Genomic DNA, 23,180 nt, shown 5'->3' on the forward strand with positions numbered 1-23,180 from the left:
TTGCGCCGCGACGCAGGCGGGGTTCGCGGGCCCGCCTACGCGGGCAGGGGGCCGGGCTCACCCACGTGGAAGCCCTGCGCCGCGTCCACCCCGCACTCCCGCAGCAGGGCCAGGGTGCGGTCGCATCCCACGTATTCGGCGACGGTCTGGATCCCCAGCCCGCGCGCCATGGCCACCATGGCCTTGACGAGGTGCTGGTCCACGGGGCTCTCGGGCAGTCGCTCGATGAAGCCGCCGTCGATTTTCAGCGTCCGGACGGGCAGCCGCTTCAGGTAGAGCAGCGAGGAGAACCCGGATCCGAAGTCATCGACCGCGAAGTCGCAGCCGAGCTCCGTCAGGGCGGAGATGCAGGATGCCGCCTGGTCCAGATCCGCCACCGCCGCCGACTCGGTGATCTCAAACCGCAGCGCGCCGGGCGGGATCTCATGCTGTTCGATCAGCTCGCGGACAAACGGGACCAGCGACGGGTCCCCCACCGCCTGGCCGGAGAGGTTGACGGAGAGGGCGATCTGCCGGCCCCGGGCCTGCAGCCCGGCGATGGTCTCGACAGCCCGGCGGATCACCCAGCGGTCGATCTCCGGCATGAGGCCGCATGCCTCCGCCGCCGGAAGGAACTGACCAGGGGGAATCAGGGCGCCGTCCGGCGCCACCATGCGGAGCAGAGCCTCGTACTGGGTGACCGCGTTCCGCCGCAGGTCCAGGATGGGCTGGAACAGCAGCGTGAACCGGTTCGTGGCCAGGGCCTCCCGGATCCGCTGCTCCCAGGCGGCCTCGCCCTCGTCCAGGACCCCCGGCTGTTCGGGGGAGAAGATGCAGTAGCGGTCGCCGCCGCTGTTCTTGGCCCGGTACATCGCCAGGTCGGCGTGCAGCATCAGCGCGTCCGCCGTGCGGCCGTGGTCCGGGTAGAGGGCGATGCCGATGGAGACGGTCACGCACGTCGGGCATTCGTGGGTGCTGGCGATCTGGGAGCGGACGCCCTCCAGCAGCGCTTTCGCCATGGCCTCGGCCCCGGCGGCGTCCACGCCCGGCACCAGCACGCCGAACTCATCGCCCCCCAGGCGGGCGAGCGATCCCCGGCCCCCCAGGATGCCCGACATCACCTGGGCCAGCGACTTCAGCAGGTCGTCGCCCGCCAGGTGGCCCAGGGTGTCGTTGACGAACTTGAAATCGTCGAAGTCGAGGAAGAGGAGGGCGCCGCGGGCGCTGACCGGGTCGGCCAGCGCCGCCTCCAGCTGCCGCTGGAAGAAGCGCCGGTTCGCGAGGTTCGTCAGGGGGTCGAAGTTGGCCAGCCGCCGGAGCTGCTCCTCGGCCATGCGGCGGTCGGTCACGTCCATGATCTGGGCGACGTAGTAGCGCGGCGCCCCGTGCGGGTCGCGCACCAGGGCGGTGCTCACCGACACCCAGAGGACGCTGCCGTCCCGGTGCAGGTACCGCTGCTCCAGGGTGCAGCTCCCGCACTCGCCCGATCGCACGGCGTCCAGGAGCCCCTCCTGCTCCGCCATGTCGTCGGGGTGGGTGACCTCCCGGAGGCTGATTCCGTTCAGCTCCCCCGGCGGGTGGCCCAGCATGTGGTGCAGGGCGGGGTTGGCCCGGATGATGCGCAGGTCGAGATCGACCAGGGCGACGCCGATCGGCGCCGACTCGAACGCGGTGCGGAAACGCCCCTCGCTTTCAGCCAGCTCATCCCGCTGGGCGCTCAGCGCCCTCGCCTGCTCCACCAGGATGCGGTGCTGCCGCAGCAGCTCGTCCTGCTGCGCGGCGAGGGCCTCCCGCTGCGCGGCCAGCTCCGCGTTGGCGGCCTGCAGCTCATCGTTGTTGAGGACCAGGTCCCGTGAGGCGGCCTCCAGCTGGTAGAAGAGCGTGCGGTGCGCGGTCGCGGCCTGCACCCACACCGCGCCGATGGTGGCCAGCAGCACCAGCCCCACGGCGTAGAAGAGGGGGGAGTACGGCGGCGCATCCGGCAGCAGCAGGTGGGTCACGACCAGCGTGGTCAGCACGGTCCCCAGCATGACGAATCCCCGCCGCTGCCCGCCCGTCACCGCGGTGACCATGGGGATGCCCGGCAGGATCGGCAGGAGGGCCGGCGCGAGCGCGGACCTGACCATGAGGCTGATGGCGACCCCCAGGAGGAAGAGGAGGAGATCGAGCCGGACCTGGGAGCTGAGCCGCAGCGAGTCCCCCCAGTGAGAGAGCACCAGGCCGCCTGCAATCAGCAGCACGAACAGGGCGGCGTTGGGCAGCGCGGCCGCAGCCTCGTCGCCGAGCACCCCGGCGACGGCGACCATCAGCAGGATGAGCAGCCAGCAGACGCCCTCGGTGTGCTTCAGGGTCTGCGCGGCCCACTGGTCGTTCAGGTCGCGCAGACCGGCCTGCCCGTCGCCCTCCGCAGCCGCCTTGCGGGGCAGGCTGTGCACCAGGGCCCCTGCGCCGAGAATGGTCCAGAGCAGTGCGCCGGTCCAGGCGCGCGACTGCCAGAAGTTGTACACCAGCACCGCCGGCAGGACAGCGGCCAGCCGCTCCGCCCAGGGACGCAGGCGCGCCGGAAGCCGCCGCCTGAGGAGGAGGAGGGCGCCGCTCACCAGGCCCAGGGCGCCCAGCGTGGGCAGGATGGGCCGGATCCCCTCGTAGGCCGGGGAGTCCAGGGCGCCCGGCGCCGCGAGAAAGATCAGCCCCTCGGCCAGCTGAATGGCACCCAGCGCGGCCGGCAGGGGCTCAGCGGCCTCGGCCCAGCCGAGGGCGACGGTGCTCAGGGCCAGCAGGCCGTACCCGACGGCACCGGTCAGCCCGCCGGACTGACCGATGATCCAGGCCAGCAGCCCGAGGGGGAGGGCAGCCAGCGCCAGGAGCCACCGCAGCACGGCCCGGCGCGGGGTGTAGCGCATGGCAAAGATCAGCAGGACGCCACCGGTCAGGAGGGCGGTGGCCATCCGGGAGGTCACCGGGGCAAGCGGTGCGTAAAGCCCCGTCGGCAGTTCCGCGGGGAACGCGAACAGGCATACGCCCGTCACCACTTCGACCAGCGTGATCACGATGATCAGGCGGGTGGCGCTCACCGACGACACATACAGCCCCCCCTCAGTCATGTCGGAACTTTTCGTGCTAGTCGTCAGCGACTCCTGCTTGCCTGCGGTTCATCCAGTCCACGGCGTCTGCCATCGCCCGGTCGGAACGGTACAGGAAGTGCCCCTCCTCCGGGTAGACGCGCCGCTCGACCGGCCCCGGGAGTGCGGCCGCCAGCCGTTCAGACTCATGGGGAGGAACCACGGTGTCGGCGCCGCCGTGCAGCAGGAGCACGGGCGCCTGAACCTGGCGGGCAGCGGCGGCGGGGTCGAACTCGCTGACCGCCAGGAGGCGGCGCAGGTTGGTCACGATGCGGCGGCCGCCGATGTCGGTCTCCGCGATGTGCGTGCCGGCCGCGACGCGCTCCCGCAGGGCCTTCACCTGGGCCCGCCACTGGCGGACGCGCAGCTCCACGACCCGTTCCGAGAGCCCCCGGCTGGCGGCCAGGCGGCGCACCTGCTCGCTGTAGCGGGCCTCCGCGGTGCAGGCCCCGGCGGCCAGCAGGATCAGCCGCTTCACCTTGCCCTCGGCGGCCAGGCGAAGGGCGAATCCGGCGGCGTCTGCCCAGGCCACTGCCGCCACCTCGCTGACCTCCGGCTGCAGCGCGAGCAGCTCGGCGGCGGCGGCCGCGTCATCGTAGAGGTCGTCCCAGTCCGCGTCCGCGTACAGCCCCCCGGACTCGCCGCTGCCCCGCTGGTCGTAGCAGAGGCAGCCGATGCCGGCCGCCCCGAAGGCCTCGGCCCAGCGCAGCGGCCAGTTCTTGGTCCCATCCTGTTCCCGCCGCTGCAGGGGCAGGGGGTCCGGGCCGCCGACGATGACGGCGGCAGGTACCGGGGCGGCGCTGCTGGCACCCTCCGGCAGGACAAGCGTGCCGGCGAGGCTGTAAGTTTCTGAGGCGATGGAGATGGGGTAAGTGTGCACGCGTGGTCGCTCCTCTGTCGCAAACTTTCCTACCGATTGTATCACATTGTGTACTCCATTTTTACCGTCTGGTCCATCGGCCCACGCGTTTCTTCATTATATATGGGTTCATCTGATGTGCAAACAGGCCCCGGCCGCGCCAGGGTGGCGCGGCCGGGGCTATCGCTGCAGGGCAGTTGCAGGCGCCGCTACTTCATCGCCCGTGTGACCAGCAGCTCGGCCTGACGGGCCAGATCGATGGAGTCCGCGATGGTCTCGAAGAACTTCTGCGGGTTGTGGAAGCCGAAGGAGTTCTCGGCGGAAGCCAGATCCCAGTAGAACTGGGCCTCACGGTGCAGGGCGCGGGCCTCGTTCAGGATCTCCTCATCCACGCCGGCCGCGATGGCCTTCTCGATCGCGAGGATCGCGTCCTGGTTCGCGATGCCGGCCCGGTCGAGGGCCTCCTTGATGCGGTCCTGCGTGTGCAGGACCCGCTGGCCCATCTCCTCCCGGCTCTCCCGGTGGCACTGGCCGCAGGACTGCTCGAAGGTGCGGAAGGGGGAGGTCAGCCAGTGAGAGGAGATCTTGGTGGACCCCTGCGTCATGTAGGGCATGTGGCAGTCGGCGCAGGAGAGTCCGGCCCGCTGGTGGGCGCTGCCCTGGAACATTTCATACTCGGGGTGCTGTGCCTTCAGCATGCCGCCGCCCGTCTGGGGATGGGTCCAGTCGGAGAAGCCGATCTCCTCGTAGTAGGCGTACATGTCTTCCGGCTCAAAGCCCTTGTCCCACGGGAAGTAGACCCGGTTGGCATCGTTCGGGTTGAAGAAGTACTCCACGTGGCACTGGGCGCAGACGAGGGAGCGCATCTCCTGGCGGGTGGCCTTCTCCACGGGCCTGCCGATCCGCGCCATGGCCTCGACCAGCGCCGGGCGGGTGATGCGCAGCTCCATCGTCTGGGGATCATGACAGTCGGAACAGGAAATGGGATGGACAAAGAGGTCCTTGTTGTTGTCGGCCAGGAGCTTGGTGTTGTAGAAGGCGTCGCCCATTTGCTCGATGAGCCCGGGCACTTCGGCCGACTTGCAGTACATACACGTCAGGTTCGTGTTCTCGTTGATGCGCTGGGTGGGCTCGGTGCCGTTGCCGCCGATGACGTCATCCAGCGTGTACATGTGGCCGCGGGCTTCGTTGTACTCCTTCGAGAAGCCGTAGCCCGCCCACAGCGTGCGCATGTAGGGGAACTGATCGAGCCGGCTGTGCTTCTTCGGCGTGGAGCCGTACTTCAGCGCCGGCGGATTCAGCTCCGCGTTGCGGGCCCAGGAATCGTAGTGGGCCGGGTACAGGAGTTTGAAAGCCTCCGGGTCGGTCTCGTCCGGTGACAGCGTGATGGCCGGCCCCTCAACGGCCTCGGTCTTGTTGGACACGATGGCGAAGACGCCCACGCCTACCAGGATGACCGCGAGGGCGGCCCCGATGGCGATCGTCCACTTGCGGTTCATGGTCTGTACAGCCTCCTGTTCTGCTCAATTGCGAAGGGGTAAACCGTGCGTGGTGTCACGGTGACATTCGAAACACATGAGCCCGTCGGTCGGGTGATCGGCCAGGGACGTGTCGCGCAGCCATCCTTCGTGGCACTCGATACACCGGGCCTGGATGATCTCGCGCGAGGATGGGGTGGTCGTGATGACATCGGGGGTGGAGTTGGTCAGGAACACGGCTGCATGGCGGCCGGCCGCCTTGATCTCCTCGATCGGTTTGGCGAAGAAGCCGGAGGGAATGTGGCATTCCACGCACGCGAGGTCCCGGTGGACCCCCCGCTCGAGGGAGAGCACCTGGTCGGTCATGACGTGGCACGTGCCGCACGCCGCGGGCGACCCGATCGTCTGGCCGACGGCGGGCACCTGCAGGGCAAACGCCAGGATCAGGAACGCGCCGACCAGGGCGCCGAAGGCGATCAGGGCCCCCTTGCCCCATCTGCTCTGCATTGCATCACCTCCTTTCCCCTCACCCTCAGCGTAGCAGGCATTGATTACACGGGGCTTACACGGGTCTTGGGTTTTGATGAATCGCAAACAAGCAGCGGGCGCCGTCACTCGGCGCCCGCCGGATCGAACTTGTAGCCAATTCCCCAGACCGTCCTGATCCACCGGGGCTGCGCGGGGTTCTCCTCGATCTTCTCCCGCAGCCGGCGGATGCAGACCGTGACGGTGGACTGGTCTGTGGGGGCATCGCCGTGCCACACCCGGCTCAGCAGCGCCTCCCGGGTGAAGGGGTGCCCCGGGTGGCTGGCCAGCAGCCAGAGCAGGTCGAACTCCTTCGGGGTGAGCTCCGGGGTCCGGTCGCCGACCTGCACGGTGCGGGTGCTCTTGTTGATCTCCAGGTGGCCGAAGCGCAGGGTGCGGCTCTCGGGCAGGGTGGGCATCCGGCGGAGGATGGCGTGCACCCGCAGCACCAGCTCGTTCAGGTCGAAGGGCTTGGTCACGTAATCGTCGGCGCCCAGCCGGAAACCGACCACCTTGTCGACGCTGTCGCCCTTGGCGGTCAGCAGCAGGATCGGCACTGCCGAGGCCGCGCGGATGCGGCCGCAGACCGCGAAGCCGTCCAGCTTCGGCATCATGACATCGAGGATGATGAGATCAGGCCGCTGCGACAGCGCGAGCTCGAGGGCCTCCTGACCGTCCCCGGCCTTGATCACCTCGAAGCCCTCCGCGGTGAGCGCATGCTCCAGGACCTTCTGGGTCTTCGGGTCATCGTCGGCCACCAGAATACGGCGGGCTACGGACAACGCGGTTCACCTCCGTGAACGGGTAACGTGAAGTGGAACGTGGAGCCGCATCCCGGCTCGCTTTCCACCCAGATCCGGCCCCCGTGCAGCTCCACCAGGAGCTTCGCCAGGGCGAGGCCCAGCCCCGACCCGCCCGTCCGTTCGTGGGCCGAGCCCCGGCGGAACAGCTGGAAGATGACCTCCTGGTCCCCGGGCGGGATGCCGGGCCCGTTGTCGTGGACCGATACCTGCACGGCGCCATCCGCGGCCGCGGCCGTCAGCCGGACCTGGCCGCCCTGCTGGATGAACTTGATCGCGTTGCTGAGCAGGTTCAGGAGAATCTGCAGCACCCGCAGGTCATCGGCGGCCACCAGCGGCAGGTCGGCGGGAATGGCACAGGTGATCTCGATCTCCTTCTGCCGGGCCAGGGGACGGACGATGGCGCAGGCCTCCTGCACGGCCTCGCCCAGGTCGACGGCGGCGATGCTGAGCCGCATCTGCCCCGACTGCAGCCGGGAGGCGTCCAGCAGGTCGTTGACCAGCTGCAGGAGCCGCTGCGCGCTCTCCAGGATGTCCTCGAGGTGCTCGCGCTGGCCCGGGGTCAGGGGTTCTCCGCCGGGGCTCAGGAGAAGCTGGCTGAAGCCGATGATCGCCGTCAGCGGCGTCCGGAACTCGTGGGTCATCGCCGAGTAGAACTCGGTCTGGCTCCGGTGCAGCTCCTCCAGATTGGCATGAGCCTGCTGCAGCTGGCGGGTGCGCTCCTCCACCTTCTGCTCCAGGTTCCGGTAGAGCGCCTGGAGCTCGTCGGACATGGCCTGGATGGCGTCCACCAGCGGCGACGTCTCCAGGTGGGCCCGGAGGTCGCGGACCTCCGCTTCGGGCACCTCCCACTGCCCCTGCCCGATGCGCCGGGTCACCCCGGCCAGGGCGGCCAGGGGGCGGGCCACCAGCTGGTGGTTGAGAAAGCCGATCAGGGCCAGCGAGAGCCCGGTCACCAGCGCGATGACCGAGGCCCGGCTCCGGATGGCCTGTGCGAGGCGGGCCTCAAACCGCTCGGTCGGGATGGTGACCGAGAGCGCGCCCGCCAGCTCCCCCACCTGCAGCCCTTCCTTGGGGTAGCCTGCGATGTCCGGCTCCCCGGCAGGCGGGCCGTGGCAAGGCAGGCACGACGCCTCCATCTTCAGGGGCACCAGGTAGCGGAAGACGCGGCCCTCGCCGGACTCCGTGTACCCGACGATCTCCATGAGGCCCGGCTCGGCGGCGAAGCGGCGAAGCGCCTCGACCTCGAAGGCGTCGGGCATGTTCTCGGCGCTGCGCACCTCCAGCCGGGTCTGCTTGTACCGGTAGTCGGACATCTCGGCGAAGATCCGGCCGACGCCCCGGCCGACTGCCGCCGGGTTCAGGTACTTGAACTCGAAATGGCCCTCGCTGTCCCAGTTGATCCGGTCCTGGTTGCGGGCGATGAACTCCCGCATGGCGATGACCTGGGTCGCGACCATCCGGGCCTGCTCCCGCAGGTCCTCTTCGGCCTGGGCCCGCTGGTGCCGGATGTCCAGGCCCAGGTTGAGGCCCAGCACCACGATGAGCACGGCCGTCACCCCGAGCATGAGTTTGGTCGCGATGCTGGTGTGCACGGGCTCACCTCCCGGGGCAGAGATGCCTACGCGCAATGTTAAAGTGCTGACACATGTTTGCCTATGAAGCGGCCTGCCCCCCTTCACCGGCACATAGTGCCCATGGCGGACTGGTCTTTTGGTGCCAGGCGGCACGGCAGGCCCCTGCCCGGGCGCCTATATTGAAGGGGTCTGCGCACGGGGCGGTCCGCCCGGCGGGGGAGCCGCCGGAGACCGAATGGGGTGCGCGAAAGACTGATAGGCATTTTGTCACAGTGTGAATCTCCCGACTGTCTATCGGCTGAATCCGCCTCCGGATCCATAGCCCTTGATTGTCTGATGCTGTTAACGTTGTCGTTGGCGGATCCATTGCGCGAGCGAGTCAGAGGAGGTTCGAACATGCCGACCTGCCCTTCCTGCGGCCATGAAACCACCGGCAGCTACTGCGATCTCTGCGGCGGCCGGATGGGCGAACGGCGGGAGAAGCCCCGGCCCCCGGTGCATCCCCGGCCCGCCGCCAGGGCTGCCGCAGCCCGCGCGCCGGCCCGCATGGCGAAGCGCCTCGGACCGGTGACCGCCCTGGTGCTGTGCGGCCTTCTGCTGTTCGGCCTGGGCCTCATCAGCGGCATCTGGCTGGCACGGGGCACCGCCGTGGCGGGGACGGCCCTCTACCCGACCCCGGGCATCGACCAGGCGGCCATCGCGGCGATGACCCCCCTGGCGCAGGCCAACTTCTTCCTGGAGACCGGCGTGGCCATGCTCAACCAGGGGCACAGGTCGGCGGCCGTCAGCGAGTTCCGCAAGGCCATCACCGCCTTTGAGACCGTGGTCAGCGCCGAACCGGAAAACCTCTTCGCCGGGACCTACCTCGGGCTCACGTACTACTACGCCGGGGACGCGGCGAAGGCGGAGGAGACCCTGGCGCGCGTGCTTCAGCAGGATCCGGACTACCTCTGGGCCATCTTCAACCTGGCCTGGATCTACGAGGTGACGGGGAACGACGATGCCGCGGTGGCCATGTACCAGCGCTACCTGGAGACGGCCCCGGCGGAGCGGCTGAACGCGCTGAAGTACGCCGAGCAGCCCGAGTTGATCGACATGCAGATCGGGGCGGCCCACGAGGCGATCGCCCGGCTGCGCGGAGGAGGGGATGAGGGTTGACGCGCTACCCCCGGTACAAGCGGGTGACCTCGGCCATCACGCTCGCGCTCCTGGCGGTGTGGTTCGGCTACGTCCTGCTCTGGCCCAACGCGGGCGCCACCGCGTCGGGCGGGGTGCCCGTCGGCGGGCCGGCGCCGGACTTTGAGCTGAAGACGGTGAGCGGGGAGGCGTACCGCCTGTCTGACCTGAAGGGGAAGGCGGTGGTGCTGAACTTCTTCGCCACGTGGTGCCGGTACTGCGAGGCGGAGATGCCGGTGCTGGAGGAGGCCTGGCGCGCCTACGCGGACCAGGGCCTCGTCGTGCTCGGCATCGACCTGGATGAGTCCGACCTGGCCGTCACCGCCTTTCAGGAGGAGCTGGGGCTGACGTTCCCCATCCTCGTCGACCGGGGCAGCAACGTGGCGCGGCTCTACCAGATCGTTCCGCTGCCCACCACGTACTTCATCGACCGCAGCGGCGTGGTGCGGGGGAAGTGGACGGGGGCCGTGACACCGGAGCAGCTGCGGGCGGCGATCGAATCGATGCTGTAGGAGGGGTGGACCGTGGACGGGCCGGACGTGAAGCCGCAGAAGGACCTGCTGGACAAGACCTGGGATTTCTTCTCCTCGGTGCGGGTGGCCACGGTGCTCCTCTTCCTGATCGCCGTGGCCTCCATCGGCGGCACGCTGATCGAACAGGAGGGCATGTACGCCTCCAGCCTGCCGCCCGAGGAGTACTACCCGCAGCGCTACGGCCCCGTGCTCGGCATGCTCCTGCTGCGCACGGGCATGACCCACGCGTACTCGTCCTGGTGGTACCTGACGCTGCTCCTCCTGATCACCGCCTCACTGGTGATCTGCTCGCTGGAGCGGTTCGTGCCGCTGTGGCGGGCCGTGCAGCAGCCGAACCCGGCGCCGGATAAGGCCTTCGTCCGGCGCCTGAAGATCGGGTTCACCTTCCCGGCTCGGGGGGAGGCGCCCTACGGGGAACTGGCGCAGGCCCTGCGGGCCCGGCGCTACCTGGTGATTGAGCAGGACGGGCGGCTCTATGCCGACAAGGGCCGCTGGGGCCGATGGGGGCCGTACATCACGCACATCGGGCTCCTGCTGGTGCTCGTCGGCGCCGGGATGCGGGCCCTGCCCGGAGTTTACCTGGAGCAGTTCATCTGGGTGCGGGACGGCGAGATCGTCAAGGTGCCGGGCAGCGACTTCTACGTGGAGAGCCTCGGGTTCGAAGTGGAGTACTACGAGACCGGCCAGCCCAAGAGCTACAAGACGCACACCCGGGTGATCGGCCCGGACGGAAGCGCGGTCAAGACGGGGACGATCGCCATGAACCGTCCGCTGGCGCACAATCGGGTGGAGCTCTACCAGTCCTCGTACGCCGCCGAGTTGGGCCGGGCGGACGTCGCGCTGGTGGACAGGCAGAGCGGGGACGAGATCGGCCGCTTCGCCCTGGACCTCATTCAGCCGCAGCCGGCCTACACGGTGGGCGGTTACCGGCTGGAGCTCGTGGCCTACTACCCCGATTTCAGCATCGGCGAGGACGGCAAGCCCACCACCCGGTCCGGCCGCGCCAACAACCCGGGGATGATTCTGCAGGTCACGCCGCCGGAGGGAGAACGGTTCCTCACCTGGTTCTTCCCGCTCTACCCGGACATGGAGTTTGACGACACGACGCCGGTGCGGTTGGCCACCCGGGACGTGACCACCGTCTTCACCTCCGGGCTGCAGGTGAAGAAGGACCTGGGGCTGCCGATCATCTACGCCGGTCTGGTCGTCATGACCCTCGGGGTGTTCGCCACGTTCTACATCGCACACCGGCGCTGGTGGGCCTTCACCGAGGACGGGCAGGTGATCGTGGGCGGCTGGACCAACCGCAACGCCGGCTCGTTCGAGCGTGAGATGCGGGAGATCGCACACCGCCTCGACCCCGAGCGGTACGCCTTCGCCGACGAAATGGAGGGAGACGAGCGATGATCCAGGTGTCAAGCTACCTGTTCCTGGGCGCTTTCGTGAGCTACCTGGCGGCAGCGATCCTGTACGTGACCCGCCTGACCCTCCGGCGCAGGGACCCCCGCTACTTCGACCTGGCCGACCGGCTGGGCGGCCACGGGTACAAGGCGGCGGTCGCGGGCGTGGTCCTGCAGGGGCTCGCCATTGCCGCCCGCTGGATTGGCTCGGGGCAGGTGCCGCTGGCCAACATGTTCGAGTACATGTCGTTCCTGGGCTGGTCCATCATGCTGTTCTTCGTGATCCTTTCGGCCTGGTACCGGATGCCCGGGCTGGGCGCCTTCGTCGCCCCCGTCGGCGTGGTGGTCATCGCCTACGCCTCGGTCTTTCCCACCGAGGTCCGGCCGCTGGTGCCGGTGCTCCAGTCGTTCTGGCTGCCGCTGCACGTGTCGTTTGCGGCGCTGGGTGAGGGTGCGTTTGCCGTCTCGTTCGGCGCCGCGCTCATGTACCTGCTCCGGGTGCGGAAGGAGCAGTCGCGGGAGTGGGAGGAGGCGGCGCTGGAGTTCTTCTTCTTCTGCGGGGCCATGCTGACCAGCTTTCTGGTCCTGGCGCTCGGCTTCAAGATCGCCGGCTACAGCGCCCAGGTGACCAACATGGCCGGAGGCCTGGCGGTCCTGGAGTACACGCTTCCGCCGTTCATCGGCCCGCTGGGCTCCCAGCCCGGCGAGGCGTCGTTCCTCGGGCTCCAGCTGCCGCTGGTCCACGCCCCGGCGTGGATGCGGGGGGCCTACGCCGCCAGGAACCTGAATACGCTGGTGCTCTCCACGGTGTTCGGCGCCATCCTGTACGGCCTGGTCCGCCTCATCGCCGGCATGCCCCTGCGGGAACTGGGCTCCCGGGCGGTGGGCGCCATGAACCCGAAGCTGCTGGACGAGGTGTCGTACCGGGGGATCGCGGTGGGCTTTCCGCTCTTTACGCTGGGCGGCCTGGTGTTCGCCATGATCTGGGCGCAGAAGGCCTGGGGCCGCTACTGGGCGTGGGACCCGAAGGAGACCTGGGCCCTCATCACCTGGCTCTTCTACTCGGGTTACCTGCACATGCGCATCGTGCGCGGCTGGGAAGGGCGTCCCGCCGCATGGATTTCCGCCCTGGGGTTCGTCATCGTCCTGTTCACCCTGGTGGGCGTGAACCTGCTGGTGTCGGGAATGCACTCGTACGTGTAAGCGGACGGGCGCAGGAAACAGAGAAGGGGCGGTCCCGCCGTGTCTGGCGGGACCGCCCCCGTCGCTGCCGTGCCGGCGGCGGCCAGGCAGACGGCCAGCGTGCTGAGCATGACCGCCAGCGAGCTGAGGCCGGTGGCCACGATCTGGCGCAGGCTGAGCCCCGCGCCCAGCAGGATGACCGAGGTCTGCAGGATCTGCTTGGCGCTCACGCGGATGCCCGGCCGGAACCGGGCCCCGATGCGCCCCGTGGCCTGCAGCAGCATGCCGAGCAGGACGCCGAAAACCGCCCCGCCGATCAGCGGGAAGTGCTTGCCGAGCAGCCACGCAACCGTGGCCACCCCGAACGTGAGGATGAGGCCGGGCCAGAGGCTGGCCTCGGCTCGGAGACTGGATTCCGTTAATCGCTGTTGTGCACTCCTTGGAAGAATGAAAATTGACCGGGGGAACGGCGGCGCGCCTGCCGGTGGGGGCGGCCGTTGAAACGACGATGCCGTATCCGGTAGGATGAAGGCCGCCGTGGTAGAATAAGCCTTTGGGAGAGGTCAATCTTTCTGGAGGGAAGGGTTGCCAGTGAAGCTGAAGAAGCGGCACGAGGTGCCAGACGAGCACAAGTGGGATCTGGATTCGGTCTACGCCTCCGTTGACGCCTGGGAAAAGGATTACGAACGGGTCGAGGCCATGCTCCCCGAGCTTACCGCGTTCCAGGGACGTGTCGGGGAGTCGGCCGCGAACCTGCTCCAAGTCCTGAAGACCCGTGACGAGGTCTCGAAGCTGCTGGAGCAGGTCGTCGTCTGGGCCCGGATGAAGGAAGACGAGGACACCGCCAACTCCACCTATCAGGCGCTTTCGGCGCGCAGCCGGTCGCTGTACGCCAAGGCCGCGGCCGCCGGCGCGTTCCTCACGCCGGAGATCCTGGCCATCCCGGCGGAGACGATCCGCGCGTGGCTGGAGGAGGAGCCCGGCCTGGCCGAGTACCGGCACGAGCTGGAGGACATCCTGCGGCAGAAGGCGCACGTCCGCTCGCCGGAGGTGGAGGAGCTGCTGGCCCAGATGGCCGAAGTCGGCGCCGCGGCGGGCGACATCTTCGGCAAGCTGAACAACGCCGACCTCAAGTTCCCGCACATCCGGGATGAAGAGGGCAACGAGGTGGAGCTCACCCTCGGCCGGTACCTGCGCTTCCTGGAAAGCCCGGTCCGCGCGGTGCGGCAGCAGGCGTTCGAGGCGCTCTACAGCACCTACCGCAAGTACCGGAACACCCTGGCGGCCACGTATGCCAACTCGGTCAAGACGGATGTGTTCTACGCCCGGGCACGGCGCTACCCATCGGCCCGCGCGATGGCCCTGTCGGACACCAACGTGCCCGAGAGCGTCTACGACAACCTGATCGCGACGGTGCACCGGAACCTGCCCTCGCTGCACCGGTACGTGCAGCTGCGCAGACGGATGCTGGGGCTCGACGAGCTGCACATGTACGACCTGTACACCCCCATGGTGCCGGACGTCGACAAGAAGATTCCGTACCCGGAAGCCGTCGACACGATTCTGAAGGCGCTCGCGCCCCTGGGGGAGGAGTACTGCGAGATCGCCCGCCGGGGCCTGACCGTCGACCGGTGGGTGGACATCTACGAGAACGAGGGCAAGCGCTCCGGCGCGTACTCCTTCGGCGCCTACACCACGAAGCCGTTCATCCTGATGAACTACCAGGACAACTTCGACTCCATGTTTACCCTGGCGCATGAGCTGGGCCACTCCATGCACTCCTACTTCAGCCGCCGGCACCAGCCGTACCACTACGCCGGGTACAAGATCTTCGTCGCCGAGGTCGCATCGACGTTCAACGAGGCGCTGCTCACCGACTACCTGCTGAAGGGCACCGACGACCCCAAGCTGAAGATGTACCTGATCAACCACCAGCTCGAGTCGTTCCGGACCACCCTGTACCGCCAGACGATGTTCGCCGAGTTCGAGCACATCGCCCACCAGCGGGTGGAAAGCGGCCAGGCCCTCACGGCCGATGTGCTGGACGAGATCTACTACGACCTCAACCAGCGGTACTACGGCACCGAGGGCATGGTGGTGGACGACCTGATCGCGGTCGAGTGGGCCCGCATCCCGCATTTCTACTCCGCCTTCTACGTGTACCAGTACGCCACGGGCATCTCCGCCGCGGTGGCCCTGAGCCAGCAGGTGCTGGCGGAGGGCCGGTCGGCGGTGGAGCGCTACCTGACCTTCCTGAAGAGCGGCTCGTCGGATTACGCCATCAACGTGCTGAAGAAGGCCGGCGTGGACATGACGTCGCCCGAGCCCGTTCAGCAGGCGTTGGATGTGTTCGCCCGGCTCCTGGACGAGATGGAGCGGCTGGCGGGCTGAGGCAGGCAGATGGAAGCCCCCGCTGCAGCCAGTGCAGCGGGGGCTCGACATTCGGGCCCTCAGCGGCCCGCCGTGCTCAGTTCCTTTTCGAGTTCGAGCCGCTCTTCGGCGCGGATCTTGGCCAGCACGATCTGCAGCCGCTCCTCCGGGCTGGAGACCCGCCACTGGTCGACGAGCCAGTCCAGCTCGCGGCTCATGGTGCTGGGCATGTGTTCGCGCCTTACCGGCCGCTGTCTGATCGGGCGTCTCATCCTGCTGCGTCCTCCTTCCCCGTCCGCGCGATCCAACCGCCTTGATGATATCACAAAACGCTGGAAATATTGTATAGGTCGATAAGTCTAGAGTTTAACGATCGGAAGTACTATATACCCTAGATAAAATAGGACTATTTCGCGTCCCGACAGGATCCGAAGGACGGGTGCGGCGCAGGCAGGAGTGCAGCGTCCCGGGAGCGAACCTCTGGGACAGCATATGGGCGCAGTGCGCAGGAGAGGCCCGAAAGCATGCCGGAGCGCCGCTCGTGGGCGCTGTGTGCGGTTGAGGAGCGAAAGCGTGTATAAGCGTCGCCTGTGGGCGCTGTGTGCGGTTGCGGAACGAAAGCGTGTATAAGCGTCGCCTGTGGGCGCAGTGCGCAGATGAGGAGCGAGAGCGTGTTTAAGCGTAGGACGCTGGCACATGTGCTGGTCTGGACCAGCTTCTATGATCAGTTGGCGTGGTCGCCCATCCTGGCGTGGCTGGCGGTGAGCTCCGGCGCGCCCGAAGCCGTATTCTGGGCGGCCACCGCGTACAGCGCGGCGAACCTCCTGGGTAATGTCGTGTTCGGTATGCTGGCGGACAAAGTGGACCGCATGGCGGTGGCCGGGGCGGGCCTCCTGGCGATGGTCGCGACGGGCCTGGCCCACCTGCTGCCGGACTCCACCGCGGGCCTCGTGGGGGTGCGCGCCCTGCACGGCCTGGCCATCGCCGGGGTAGCGCCCGCGGCGATGGCGAGCGTGACCGACGGCCTGCCCCGCAACCAGCGGGGCGTTGCGATGGCCCGGATGGGCCTGGTCATCGCCGTCGCCTCCATGCTGGCCTCCGCGGCAAGCGGCCGGCTGCTCACCAGCCTGGGCGCCGCGGCCAGCGTGTACATGCTGGCCCTGCTGGTCGGCACGGTGGGGGTCTTTACTTTCGTCATCCGGCGGTGGCTGGAGCCGCCGCCCGTACGTGAGGCGAGTCCGGCCAGGGACGAGCCGGCGGCCGGGCGGGTGAACATGCCGGGGATGCTCGCCGCGGCCCTGGTGGCGTACGCCCTCATGTTCCTGCAGAACGTGCTGTTTGCGGCCTACCCGCTGAAGGGGCACGAGCTCGGGCTGTCCTCCGCGACCGTGGGCATGACGCTGTCGGCCTTCGGCCTGGGCGCGGTCATCGCCTTCGTCCCGCCGCTGTCCCGCGCGTCGGACCGCTGGGGGCGGCACCAGCCCATCTTCGTGGGCATGGCCCTGGCTGGCGCGGGCCACCTCGGCCTCGCCCACGGCACCGCGCCGCTGGCGTTCGCCGCCTGGCTCTTCATCTACGGGCTCGGCTTCGGGCTGGTCTTCCCCGCCGTGTCGGCCCTGAACGCCGACGCCGCAGGGGCCGCCCGCCGCGGCGTGGCTTTCGGCCTCCTCAGCGCGGCCTTCTCCCTGGGCTCCATCTCGGGCCCGCCCGTCACCCAGGCGCTGTCCGGCGTGGCTTCGCCGTTCACCGTCGCCGGGTGGCTGGGCCTGGCGACCGCGGGGTTCATCTCGCTGTGGTACTACCTGGCCGTGCGTCCCGCCCAGGAGGCTGCCCGCCAGGGCGCGTGAGCGCTTCGGCAGAAGAGAGCAAATTGGATGTTTAATTCATGGTTTGCGTGGAAATACTCTCACTGAAGCCCAAGAACGGGCTGGCAGAGAGGAGGGAAACCATGCAGACCATGACTTCCAAGACCCGGACCTCGCTGGTGATTGGCGGGGTGGCGGCGCTGGTCCTGATCGTCAGCCTCGCGGTCTTCGCCTGGGCCCAGCGTGCACAGGACCCGGCGGAGACGGCGAACCCGCTGGAGCAGGTGGCGGAGCCCGAGAACGGCACGCCGCTGGGCGCCGACCCGGTCTCCGACCCGACGACGGCCATGAACCCGTCCGACGCCGGCACGGGGACGACGCCGCAGGCCGCCGCTCCGGTTGACGGGAGCGAAACCGCCGTCGGCACCGAGGACGGGGCCACCCCGGCCATGACGACCCATGAGGCTGTCCCCGCCGTGCACATCGTGCAGCCCAACGAGACGCTTTACGAGATCAGCGAGAAGTACTACAACACCCACATCTACGCCGGAGACATCGAAGCGCTGAACGGCCTGGAGAATCCGGACCAGATCTACGCGGGGATGGAGCTGAAGCTTCCCCAGCCCTCAGAGCTTCCCGGGTATGGCCAGTAAGCCGCCGGAGGCAGGTCCCTGAAGGACCTGCCTCCGACTTTCGTTCTGTGGCATCCCCTCCGCCTCAGCGGCGTTGCCCATCGTCATGCGTGACTGTGACCCAGGTCACGGATAGGTAAGCAGTACGAAACTTACAATAGCGACAAGCATCGGACGAAATCCCGTGCACGGCGATCTGCGCAGTACCGTTTGCAACGGCCCTCAGAGGCGGAGAGGAGGTAACGTATGGGAAAGCGATCCGAGATCTGGGCAGCAGGCATCATCGGGCTGATCGCCCTGGCTCTCGGGGTGACGGCGTGGGTTTCCGGCCTCACGAGCCGGGAACGGATCCAGGACCTGGCGTGGCAGGTGGAGCACCTGTCCCGGAGCGTGAAGCCGAAGACGGACTTCGGCACACCGCGGGAAGGTGCTGCCGACATCCGGCACAGCCCGGCCGACCTGCCCGGCCCCGTCGGGCGCCGTGAGCCCGCCCGCGTGAAGGTGGAGCTGGAGACGGTGGAACTGGACGGCGTGCTGGCCGACGGCACCACCTACACCTACTGGACCTTCAACGGAACGGTTCCCGGCCCGTTTATCCGGGTCCGGGCCGGCGACACGGTGGAGCTGACGCTGAAGAACGCCGAGGACTCGGCCAACATCCACTCCATCGACCTGCACGCGGTCACCGGTCCGGGCGGCGGCGCGGCCTCGACCCAGGTGGCGCCGGGGGAGAGCAAGTCCTTCACCTTCAAGGCCCTGAACCCCGGCCTCTATATCTACCACTGCGCGTCGCCCCACATCCCCACGCATATTGCGCAGGGCATGTACGGCCTGATCCTGGTGGAGCCGGAGGAGGGGTTGCCGCCGGTCGACCGGGAGTTCTACATCATGCAGGCGGAGGTGTACGCCGCGGGACGCCACACCGACGGCGGGCACCAGCCCTTCGACGGTGACCTGATGTACCGTGAGCAGCCCAACTATGTGGTGTTCAACGGTGCCTTCCAGGCGCTGACGGGCGACCAGGCGATGACCGCGCGGGTCGGTGAGCGCATCCGGCTCTTCGTCGGCAACGCCGGACCCAACCTGGCCTCATCGCTGCACGTGATCGGCGAGATCTTCGACGTGGTCTACGCCGAGGGCGGCACGACCGTCACGGAGAACATCGGCGTCACGCTGATCCCTGCCGGCGGGGCCGTCATCATCGAGTTCACCGCGGAAGTGCCCGGCCGCTACCAGCTGGTCGACCACTCCATCTCCCGGGCCGTGGACAAGGGGGCCCTGGCGTTTATCGACGTCCAGGGCGACCCCGACCCGGAAATCTACTACGACCCGGCCGGCCATCCCATGTCCGGCCACTAGGACGTCTACGGGTTGGCTGGCCACTCGTGCGTAGGCCTGAGGGAGGGATCGTTCGGAGGCCGTCGAATCCGTGGTAGGTAACGTCTTTTGCATGGGAAGGGGCGGACCCCGCGGTGAAAACATTCGGCCTCTTGCTGGCGATCTCGTGGCTGCTCCGCACGCCGCTCGGGCAGCTGCTCCTGCTGCTGCTGGTGCTCTGGTACCTGGACCACCGCTATTTCGGTATCGGCGCTGCGGTTATGGCCTTCCTCCACCACCGGCGGCGCATCGCCAGCCTGCGCTACACTGTGCAGGTGAATCCCTCCGACGTGCGGGCGATGGTGGAACTGGGCGAACACTACCTGCGCAGCGGGCGCGCCGCACAGGCCGCGGAGTACCTGGAGCAGGCGCTGGCGCGCGGTGAGGACAGCGCCCGTGCCCACTTCCTGCTGGGCGCCGCCTGGGTGCGGCTCGGGCGGGGGGACGAAGGGCGCGCGATGCTGGAGAAGGCCCTGGCCCTCCAGCCCAACGTCGCCTACGGCGAGCCTTACCTCTACCTCATCGAGGAGGCGGCGCAGCGCCGGGATGACGACCGGATCGAAGAGCTTGTCGGCGCGCTGGAGCAGTTCGAGAGCGTCGAGATCCTCACCCGTGCGGGCCATCTGTGCCGGGCGAGCCGGCAGACGGCCCTGGCGCGGCGGCTGTTTGACGAGGCGGTGAGCAACTACCGGTACATCCCCGCGAAGATGCGGCGTCGGGAGCGCCGCTGGCTGTGGCGGGCGCGCCTCGGGCAGATGCAGACCCGGTGAAGGTTGGCGCCCCCGGGGCGTGATTACGGTTTCGCCCCCGCTGCACGGTGGCCGTGAAGGCCTCCGTGCAGCGGGGGTCTGCGCGTGTCCGGCGCGGCCGCGCCCATGCAGTGTGCACGTTGCGCGCGGACTCCGCCATCGTTGTCCTTCCCGCCATGCGCGCCGGGGGGAGGGTGGTCGGCGGCTACTGAGGCGAGTGGCAAGAATGTGCACTTCCGTGAACCCCAGTCGGGACAAGGGCTGCCGGGGATGCGGCGCTGGAAACGCTTGCGGCGCAAGGGTTCGAGAAAAGTGCACATTCGTGCCAACGAAAGCGTGCAGGCCCCGCCGACGCCGCACCACCGCCCCGGCGGCCTGGAGGGCAGCAACAACACCACGGCCAGGCCCGTCCGGGCCTGGCCGTACTGTACCTATCGATTCAGGTCCTTCAGCTCGCCGGTCTCCTGGTAGATCGTCCACTCGCCCAGGTTGGTGGCGTGGTCCCCGATGCGCTCCAGGTAGTGGGCCACCAGCAGCAGGTAGGTGGCGGTGCGGACCGACTTCGGGTCCGACTGCATCACCTGGAGCAGGTCGTCGAAGAGCTTGCGGTAGAGACCGTCGATCTCGTTGTCCCGCTCCGTCATGCGCCGGGCCCGCTCGGAGTCGCCCTGCACCCAGGCATCCAGCGCCTCCCGGTTCATCTCCTGGACCCGCTGGGCCATGAGCGGGATGTCCAGCAGCGGCTTCGGCGGGGCGGGGCAGTCGAGGCGGAGCACCACCTTGGCGATGTCGGTCGCGTGGTCGGCCATGCGCTCCAGGTCCGTGACCACCTTCAGCACAGTACCGATGACCCTGAGGTCGCGCGCCAGCGGCTGCTGCAGGGCCATGAGCTGGAGGCAGCGCTGCTGCAGGTCGATGGCCATCCGGTCGGCCACCTCGTCGCCCTCGATGACCTCCCGGGCCAGCTGCCGGTCCATCTTCTGCAGGGACTGCACCGCCTTGTCGATCGCCTCGTTCACGAACACGCCCATGCGCAGCATGTCCCGCTGCAGGTGGGCAAGCTGCTCGTCAAACGCCGAACGGGCAGCCATGGGCCCAAACCTCCTTCTGCTCAGCCGAATCGGCCGGTGATGTAGTCCTCTGTGCGCTGGTCTTTCGGATTGGTGAAGATGGTGCCGGTCGGTCCGTGCTCGATGAGCTCGCCCGAGAGGAAGAACGCCGTGTAGTCGGAGATGCGGGCCGCCTGCTGCATGTTGTGGGTCACGATGACGATGGAGTACTCGGCGCGGAGCTCGCGGATCAGCTCCTCGATCTTGGCCGTGGAGATGGGGTCCAGGGCCGAGGCCGGCTCGTCCATGAGCAGCACCTCCGGCTTCACCGCCAGCGATCGGGCGATGCAGAGCCGCTGCTGCTGCCCACCCGAGAGGCCCAGGGCGGACCGGTGCAGCCGGTCCTTGACCTCGTCCCAGAGGGCGGCGCCCCGGAGCGACTGCTCCACCAGCTCATCCAGCACGGCCTTGCGCTTCTCGCCGTGGATCCGCGGCCCGTAGGCGACGTTGTCGTAGATGGACATGGGGAAGGGATTCGGCCGCTGGAAGACCATGCCGACCCGCCGCCGGAGGGCGACGACATCCACGCCGGGGCCGTAGATGTCGGTGCCGTCCAGCGTGATGGTGCCCTCCACCCGGGCGCCGGGGATGAGGTCGTTCATCCGGTTGAGGCAGCGCAGGAAGGAGGACTTGCCGCAGCCGGAAGGGCCGATGAGCGCCGTGACCCGGTTGGCGGGGATCTCCAGGCTGATGGAGCGCAGGGCACGATAGCTGCCGTAGTACAGGTCCACACCCTCCGCGCGCATCCGTATCGTCTCGCCCAACGTCAGGTCAGCCTCCTTCTCGACTACCGCATGCGCCGCCGGTACCGCCACAGCGGCAGGGCGATCACGAAGTTGACGAGCAGCACCAGCAGAATCAGCAGGGCGGAGCTGCCCATCGCGATTCGGTCCGCGTCGGGCACCAGCCCCTCCGACGTCACCGACCAGATGCGCACCGCCAGCGTCTCGCCGGCGACCATGACGTCGGGGTTCGGGAAGTGGCGGGAGGCGGTGACGCCGGCCGTGTAGATCAGCACGGCGGTCTCACCCAGGGCGCGGCCCGCGACCAGCGTCAGGCCCGTGAGGATGCCCGGCAGGGCGCTGGGCAGGACCACGCGCCAGATGGTCTGCCAGTGGGTTGCGCCCAGGCCCAGCGAGCCCTCCCGGTACGACTGGGGCACGCCGCGGATCGCCTCCTCGGTGTTCCGCACCAGGACCGGCAGGTTCAGCAGGGCCAGCGTCAGGCTGCCGCCCAGGATGGTGAAGCCCCAGCCCATATAGTTGACGAAGAGGATCATGCCGAACAGGCCGAGCACGATGGAGGGCACCGAGGCCAGCGCTTCCACCGAGAGCCGGATCAGGTCGGTCAGGCGGCCGGGCTTGGCGTACTCGGCCATGTAGATGCCGGCGGCCACGCCCACCGGGAAGGAGAAGAGCAGCGACAGGCCGGTGATGTAGAGCGTGTTGAAGAGCTGCGCCCCCACGCCGCCGCCGGCCCGGAATGCGCTGGAGCGGGAGGTGAGGAACTGCCAGTCGATGACGGGCAGGCCTTCGATCAGGATCGGCAGCAGGAAGCCGGCCAGGATGAGCAGGATCAGGATCCCCGCCCCCCAGAGCACGGCCGTGGCCACCCGGTCGGCAAGCTGCTGTCGGGTCATCAGCGGGCCACCCCCCGGTTGCTGACCCAGCGGACCAGCAGGATCATCAGCAGCGAGACGATCAGGAGCCCGAAGGCCATCATGAAGAGCGCCCGGTTCCAGGGGGAGCCCGGCGGCGTCTGGCCCATCTCCATGATGATCTGCGAGGTCAGCGTCGACGTGCCCTTGGTCAGCGACCGCACCAGGACCGGCGAGTTGCCGATGACCATCTGCACGGCGGTCGTCTCACCGAACGCGCGGGCGAAGGCCAGGATGATCGCCGCCAGGATGCGCGGACGGGCCGCGGGCAGGGTCACGTGCCAGATGGTCTGCCAGCGGGTGGCGCCCAGGCCCAGCGATCCCTCCTCGATGGCGGGGTCCACCGCCTGCAGCGCGTCCTCCGCCATGCCGAGGACGGTGGGCATCACCATGATGGCCAGGACGACGCCGGCCACCAGCACGCCGAAGCCCTGTCCGCCCAGATGGTCGCGCACCCACGGCACCAGGAGCGTCATCCCCAGGTAGCCGTAGACGACCGACGGGATGCCGACGAAGAGGTTGGAGGCCTGGCGGAGCACGGTGCGCATCCAGCCCGGCGCAATCTTCGCCATGAAGATGGCGCCGGCCAGCCCCAGCGGGGCGGCGATCAGGAGCGCGATCGCCGTCACTGCCACCGACCCCACCATGAAGGGCAGCGCGCCGAACCGGCCCAGGGGCGGGTTCCAGACGGGGCTGAAGAAGAACTCCAGGGGCGAGACGTCCGCAAAGAGCCGCAGACCCTCCGACCCCACGAAGAGCAGGATGGCGGCGATCACCAGGGCAACCAGGACCGCACACGCGGTGATTACGTTGCGCGCCAGGCGGTCTGCGGTGCGCACCCGGTCCATCG

20 protein-coding genes and 1 pseudogene are annotated in these 23,180 nt (G+C 68.5%); 9 read left to right on the forward strand and 12 right to left on the reverse strand.

All coding sequences use genetic code 11. The features are described 5' to 3' along the window. Positions 1–35: 35 nt before the first annotated feature. The 6 genes from ACZ5UM_RS08730 to ACZ5UM_RS08755 all read right to left on the reverse strand — a co-directional run bounded on the left by ACZ5UM_RS08730 (position 36) and on the right by ACZ5UM_RS08755 (position 8,358). A complete protein-coding gene (locus tag ACZ5UM_RS08730; RefSeq protein WP_464848225.1) occupies positions 36–3,062 on the reverse strand; it encodes a putative bifunctional diguanylate cyclase/phosphodiesterase in 3,027 nt (1,008 codons plus the stop codon). Positions 3,063–3,099: 37 nt separating this feature from the next. Next, the gene (locus ACZ5UM_RS08735; RefSeq protein ID WP_464848226.1) at positions 3,100–3,981 is read right to left on the reverse strand and encodes an alpha/beta hydrolase; all 882 of its coding nucleotides are present in this window, start codon (positions 3,979–3,981) and stop codon (positions 3,100–3,102) included. Between the two features lie 188 nt (positions 3,982–4,169). Next, positions 4,170–5,459, reverse strand: coding sequence for an ammonia-forming cytochrome c nitrite reductase subunit c552 (locus ACZ5UM_RS08740; protein ID WP_464848227.1), 1,290 nt, complete (start codon positions 5,457–5,459; stop codon positions 4,170–4,172). Between the two features lie 24 nt (positions 5,460–5,483). Beyond that, a complete protein-coding gene (locus tag ACZ5UM_RS08745; protein WP_273382166.1) occupies positions 5,484–5,945 on the reverse strand; it encodes a cytochrome c3 family protein in 462 nt (153 codons plus the stop codon). Between the two features lie 104 nt (positions 5,946–6,049). Next, positions 6,050–6,745 (reverse strand): response regulator transcription factor, encoded by a 696-nt coding sequence (locus tag ACZ5UM_RS08750; protein WP_464848228.1) that lies wholly within the window; start codon positions 6,743–6,745, stop codon positions 6,050–6,052. Continuing rightward, positions 6,736–8,358, reverse strand: a complete 1,623-nt coding sequence (locus ACZ5UM_RS08755; protein ID WP_464848229.1) for a sensor histidine kinase — start codon at positions 8,356–8,358, stop codon at positions 6,736–6,738. The genes ACZ5UM_RS08750 and ACZ5UM_RS08755 overlap by 10 nt, the downstream gene beginning before the upstream one ends. A gap of 378 nt (positions 8,359–8,736) precedes the next feature. On the opposite strand from ACZ5UM_RS08755, the gene ACZ5UM_RS08760 reads away from it, so the two are divergent. Genes ACZ5UM_RS08760 through ccsB form a run of 4 tightly spaced genes read left to right on the forward strand, consistent with a single transcriptional unit; the run spans position 8,737 to position 12,652 of the window. After that, positions 8,737–9,498 carry a tetratricopeptide repeat protein gene (locus tag ACZ5UM_RS08760; protein ID WP_464848230.1) on the forward strand — a complete coding sequence of 254 codons (762 nt, stop codon included), beginning with the start codon at positions 8,737–8,739 and terminating at the stop codon, positions 9,496–9,498. Beyond that, positions 9,495–10,028, forward strand: a complete 534-nt coding sequence (locus tag ACZ5UM_RS08765; protein ID WP_464848231.1) for a redoxin domain-containing protein — start codon at positions 9,495–9,497, stop codon at positions 10,026–10,028. Before ACZ5UM_RS08760 ends, ACZ5UM_RS08765 begins: the two co-directional genes overlap by 4 nt. Positions 10,029–10,040: 12 nt before the next feature. Further along, positions 10,041–11,456 carry a cytochrome c biogenesis protein ResB gene (resB, locus tag ACZ5UM_RS08770; RefSeq protein ID WP_464848234.1) on the forward strand — a complete coding sequence of 472 codons (1,416 nt, stop codon included), beginning with the start codon at positions 10,041–10,043 and terminating at the stop codon, positions 11,454–11,456. Further along, complete coding sequence (gene ccsB, locus ACZ5UM_RS08775; RefSeq protein WP_464848235.1) at positions 11,453–12,652, forward strand: c-type cytochrome biogenesis protein CcsB; 1,200 nt, start codon at positions 11,453–11,455, stop codon at positions 12,650–12,652. The genes resB and ccsB overlap by 4 nt, the downstream gene beginning before the upstream one ends. A gap of 101 nt (positions 12,653–12,753) precedes the next feature. Here ccsB and ACZ5UM_RS08780 read toward each other — a convergent pair. After that, a pseudogene (locus ACZ5UM_RS08780) lies at positions 12,754–13,158 on the reverse strand (putative sulfate exporter family transporter); the annotation flags it as partial. A 64-nt stretch (positions 13,159–13,222) separates the two neighbouring features. Between ACZ5UM_RS08780 and pepF the strand changes: the two are divergent. After that, positions 13,223–15,022: an oligoendopeptidase F gene (gene pepF, locus ACZ5UM_RS08785; RefSeq protein ID WP_464848322.1), complete on the forward strand. Its 1,800-nt coding sequence runs from the start codon at positions 13,223–13,225 to the stop codon at positions 15,020–15,022. A 59-nt stretch (positions 15,023–15,081) separates the two neighbouring features. On the opposite strand, the gene ACZ5UM_RS08790 is transcribed toward pepF, so the two are convergent. Further along, a complete protein-coding gene (locus tag ACZ5UM_RS08790) occupies positions 15,082–15,273 on the reverse strand; it encodes a hypothetical protein (RefSeq protein ID WP_464848237.1) in 192 nt (63 codons plus the stop codon). A gap of 399 nt (positions 15,274–15,672) precedes the next feature. On the opposite strand from ACZ5UM_RS08790, the gene ACZ5UM_RS08795 reads away from it, so the two are divergent. The 4 genes from ACZ5UM_RS08795 (at position 15,673) to ACZ5UM_RS08810 (ending at position 19,585) form a co-directional block, all read left to right on the forward strand. Further along, complete coding sequence (locus ACZ5UM_RS08795) at positions 15,673–16,848, forward strand: MFS transporter (RefSeq protein ID WP_464848238.1); 1,176 nt, start codon at positions 15,673–15,675, stop codon at positions 16,846–16,848. A 101-nt stretch (positions 16,849–16,949) separates the two neighbouring features. Continuing rightward, positions 16,950–17,459: a LysM peptidoglycan-binding domain-containing protein gene (locus ACZ5UM_RS08800; RefSeq protein ID WP_464848239.1), complete on the forward strand. Its 510-nt coding sequence runs from the start codon at positions 16,950–16,952 to the stop codon at positions 17,457–17,459. A gap of 225 nt (positions 17,460–17,684) precedes the next feature. After that, positions 17,685–18,797, forward strand: coding sequence for a copper-containing nitrite reductase (gene nirK / locus ACZ5UM_RS08805; RefSeq protein WP_464848240.1), 1,113 nt, complete (start codon positions 17,685–17,687; stop codon positions 18,795–18,797). 113 nt (positions 18,798–18,910) lie between these two features. After that, positions 18,911–19,585, forward strand: coding sequence for a tetratricopeptide repeat protein (locus tag ACZ5UM_RS08810; RefSeq protein WP_464848242.1), 675 nt, complete (start codon positions 18,911–18,913; stop codon positions 19,583–19,585). Between the two features lie 410 nt (positions 19,586–19,995). On the opposite strand, the gene phoU is transcribed toward ACZ5UM_RS08810, so the two are convergent. The 4 genes from phoU to pstC are packed head-to-tail and all read right to left on the reverse strand — an operon-like array spanning position 19,996 to position 23,178. After that, positions 19,996–20,655 carry a phosphate signaling complex protein PhoU gene (gene phoU, locus ACZ5UM_RS08815; RefSeq protein ID WP_464848244.1) on the reverse strand — a complete coding sequence of 220 codons (660 nt, stop codon included), beginning with the start codon at positions 20,653–20,655 and terminating at the stop codon, positions 19,996–19,998. A gap of 20 nt (positions 20,656–20,675) precedes the next feature. Then, positions 20,676–21,419 (reverse strand): phosphate ABC transporter ATP-binding protein PstB, encoded by a 744-nt coding sequence (pstB, locus tag ACZ5UM_RS08820; protein WP_464848325.1) that lies wholly within the window; start codon positions 21,417–21,419, stop codon positions 20,676–20,678. 41 nt (positions 21,420–21,460) lie between these two features. After that, complete coding sequence (gene pstA / locus ACZ5UM_RS08825) at positions 21,461–22,312, reverse strand: phosphate ABC transporter permease PstA (RefSeq protein ID WP_464848246.1); 852 nt, start codon at positions 22,310–22,312, stop codon at positions 21,461–21,463. After that, positions 22,312–23,178, reverse strand: coding sequence for a phosphate ABC transporter permease subunit PstC (gene pstC, locus ACZ5UM_RS08830; protein ID WP_464848247.1), 867 nt, complete (start codon positions 23,176–23,178; stop codon positions 22,312–22,314). Before pstC ends, pstA begins: the two co-directional genes overlap by 1 nt. Positions 23,179–23,180 lie beyond the last annotated feature (2 nt).

Source organism: Symbiobacterium ostreiconchae (genome assembly GCF_055396975.1).